This window comes from Paenibacillus sp. P4_E11 (genome assembly GCF_056401635.1).
Genome location: NZ_JBFUIX010000255.1, coordinates 1 through 3,475, shown reverse-complemented (window position 1 = coordinate 3,475; position 3,475 = coordinate 1). Strand labels below are relative to the sequence as shown.

At 49.7% G+C, this 3,475-nt stretch carries 3 protein-coding genes; all 3 read left to right on the top strand.

What is annotated here, in order from left to right:
* The coding region (locus tag AC1DWB_RS32360) for a glycosyltransferase family 2 protein (RefSeq protein ID WP_477545208.1) at nucleotides 1–1,187 on the top strand (1,187 nt) is incomplete at its 5' end.
* A gap of 19 nt (nucleotides 1,188–1,206) precedes the next feature.
* A complete protein-coding gene (locus AC1DWB_RS32355) occupies nucleotides 1,207–1,788 on the top strand; it encodes a hypothetical protein (protein ID WP_477545207.1) in 582 nt (193 codons plus the stop codon).
* Nucleotides 1,785–2,750, top strand: coding sequence for a glycosyltransferase family 2 protein (locus AC1DWB_RS32350; RefSeq protein WP_477545206.1), 966 nt, complete (start codon nucleotides 1,785–1,787; stop codon nucleotides 2,748–2,750). The genes AC1DWB_RS32355 and AC1DWB_RS32350 overlap by 4 nt, the downstream gene beginning before the upstream one ends.
* Nucleotides 2,751–3,475 lie beyond the last annotated feature (725 nt).

Genomic DNA, 3,475 nt, shown 5'->3' with positions numbered 1-3,475 from the left:
GTATTCTCACACCCTCCTATAACCAAGGCCGGTTTATTCGGGAGACGATCGAGAGCATACTTATGCAGGACTACCCGAACATGGAACATATTGTTGTTGATGGGGGGTCGACGGACGGTACGTTGGAACTGTTACGGGAATATGCAGAGCTGCTTGGGACAGAACGGTTCCGTTTCATATCTGAGCCCGACCGTGGACAAGCGCACGCACTGAATAAAGCGCTCCGAATGGCGAGAGGAGAGCTGATCGGCTGGATTAATTCGGACGACACTTATTTGCCCGGAGCGGTGTCCAAAGCGGTAAACACACTTCAAATCAACCATGAATGGGCCATGGTTTACGGCAATGCCTACTATATCGATGAGGAAAGCAGGATTATTAACTTTTATCCGGTAGAACCGTTTGATATGAACCGGCTGTACGAAATCAACATGATTTGCCAACCAACCGCTTTCTTTCGCAAGTCAGCGGCTGAGGAACTGGGGGGGCTGGACGAGGAACTTTACTTTTGTATGGATTATGACCTCTGGATCCGGATGGCCAAGAGATTTCCCATTGGGCATATCGACAGCTACCTTGGGAATGCAAGGCTTCATGCTTCTTGTAAAAATATGAAGGATTGGCTCGACCGGGGATTTCATGAAGTGTTCCGCACGAGCTTGAAGCAATATGGATCGATCTCCAATTACTGGTTGCTGGAATTTATCGGGAACCATATTGGGAAAGGCGCATCATGGCTTATCCATCAGTTGAAAACCTGCTCGATCTCCGGATCTACCCCGCAAATTATTGAAATGAACCGTTATGATGATAATTGGGCGCCTCCACGGTTTCGGGTGATCGTCGAGGCGGAGCCGGAAGCCCCTCTGCACACGCTGATTGTGAAAGGCACGCACAAAATGGCGGAGTATTTGCCCTCGAGCGGCCCGCTACGCTTCTCGGTTTATGTCAACGGGGAGCTGATTCTGGATCGGTATAGGGTTAGCCAGGGAAGCTTTACATTGGAAATCCCGGTTCACTGCAAGGAGCGGTCATGCTCGATTGAATTCGTCTCGGAGAATGCTTATGTTCCCAGAGACTTAGGGATGAACGAAGATACCCGGACATTAAGTTTCATGGTGGATGAGCTGATTCCGCTCTCGCCCAAAGAATACGATTTTTATGGTTTACTGCGGCCGATTGGTTAGCAAGAAGGAGGGGGATGTGATGCACGGAGACGTCCGGCTGCATGACCAACAAGGCGTATCTGCTGACAGACGGGGAGTATGTCCAATCGTCATCGTGAATGATGGCGCGATTCGCCGTTCGAATAGCGATTCTGTTCCGGTCCATTTCACCGTATGGCCGGACGGCACGATTCATCAGCATCTTGATGTGGAGCGGTCCGTTGTGTTTGAGCCAGATCAGCTGCCGAATGCGGCCTCACTGGATAAAGCCGGTGAGGCAGCGCAAGTCGTAATGGATCACCCGACCCTCCACCCAGCATCGTATAGTGTCATCATCGGCTACGAGGGGAGTGCAGGTCGTATGACCGAAGAGCAGTTCCTATCCTCCTTGTCGTTGCATGAGACGATCCGGTATTCCGTTGCAACCCGATACGGGATATGGTTCCCTCTTAATCGCTATCATGTGATTCCGCTGGCCCGTATGTTTTCTGATTGTCCGGACGATTCGAATTTTCCTTGGGAGAGGCTGTATGACGATCTCGCTCAGACTGATGAGGAGTATGCAGCGCAGGATACGATAGCGGCAGTGGAAACATTGATTCGAAGGGGGCTGTTGGGATGATCAAGCTTTCCTTGATTGTACCGACATACAACAGGGCGGACATACTTGCTCGTGCACTCCCAACTTTCCTGGCGCAAGATTTGCCGTCATCGGACTACGAGATTGTGGTGGTGGACAACGGCAGCTGCGATCACACGAGGCGTATTGTCGAGGAGGTCATGAAGCAGGCGGACTGCCGATGGGCATATGTTACGGAGCCAAGACCGGGCGTACATCTTGCTAGAAATAAGGGGATCTTGCTAGCCAAGGGAAACATTGTGGTACTAGGTGACGACGATATTGAAGCAAGTCCATCTTGGCTGTCTTCCATGCTAGAGGAGTTCGACCGCCATCCGAATACGGGCATCGTCGGTGGGAAAGTGCTGCCGATCTGGAGCGGAGAGCATGTCGACTGGATATATGATTACGGCTCGGAGGCTGTGCATCCCCTGTTCGCCTACTTGGATTATGGAGATAAGCGACTCGTATTGGAACGGGAGTATGTGTTCAGCAACAACATGGGAATCCGAAAATCGCTTGCTATCCAGATCGGTGGTTGCTTTCCCTGCACGTTTCCGCGTAGCTTGAAACATTTGTCGGGTACCGGTGAGAACGCAATGATTGATCGCGTTAGAGATAGGCAGGGCGATATCGTCTACTTGCCTGAAGCTTATGTGCATCATCACGCCAATGCCTCGCGCGCTTCACTAGACTATTTCATCGACCGCTATGAGCGCTGGGCGATCGAAGAAGTGTTCGGCGCATTTCGGACTTGTGGTAAAAGAGAAGCGACTCAACAATTAATTGACCGGGCATTAGCCCGGTTGGAGCGGCTGGAGCAGGAGTGCTTGCAGATGCGCAATCCGTCCTATTACCGCATCATTATGCGGCACTGGGCCTACCAGATGATCCGGCAAACATGCAGAGTATTGACTGAACCAGAACTGTATGAACATATTACGAAACCCGGATACTTGGACTAAGCGACAACAAAAACCCTGTGAAGGGTTTTTGTTATCATATTATTTTGGGGTGGAGAGAGCTTCATCCTTGATTCGTTTTTTGATAAGGTTATGTACACCTTTGTAGTAGTTCGGGTACATCTCCTCCGCAGTTCTCACAGCTGAACTTCGAGGGTCATTTCACGGCTGATCAGACATAGGGTTCCACAGGAGTGGCGCAAGACACGGATCGAATGGATGACGGGGATCCGAGTGAGAAACAGAAGGTTCCCCCCCCTATTTAGTGATCAGAATTAGTAACTTTTGAGGAGAAGGCTGGACTTCATCCAATAGGGTGATTTCATCACTCTATTATACCGAAAAACATCGAAATCAGATGAAATATCGTGAAATAAGATGATCAAACTGATCAAACAGCTTAATTGGTTGGATTTGATTAATTTTGGCCAAATAGGGTGATGTAACAACGCTATTGGTCGTTTTCGGACAGGGGCACACCCTGCATGGTTACAAGTCACTAGAACCTAACAACATGTCCTCCCTAAAGCAGAATGAATCAATAATTGTCGTGGAGCAGCCCTGCAAAAGTGGATGAGGGGCGGTTGGGAACGTAACTCCTTGAACAAAAGAAGAATGGAAGAGGGCGTGGGAGGGGGTGGAGAAGCGGAGCGTCCGTCTTTGAAATTTTGTTCTCACCGCTAATAATTCAATCATAGGAACAATATTTCAACAACGGTCGGAATCTC

Excerpts from the sequence above, each read along its gene's own strand:
- AC1DWB_RS32355 (WP_477545207.1), top strand. The coding sequence starts at position 1,207 with ATGCACGGAGACGTCCGGCTGCATGACCAACAAGGCGTATCTGCTGAC.
- AC1DWB_RS32350 (WP_477545206.1), top strand. The coding sequence starts at position 1,785 with ATGATCAAGCTTTCCTTGATTGTACCGACATACAACAGGGCGGACATA.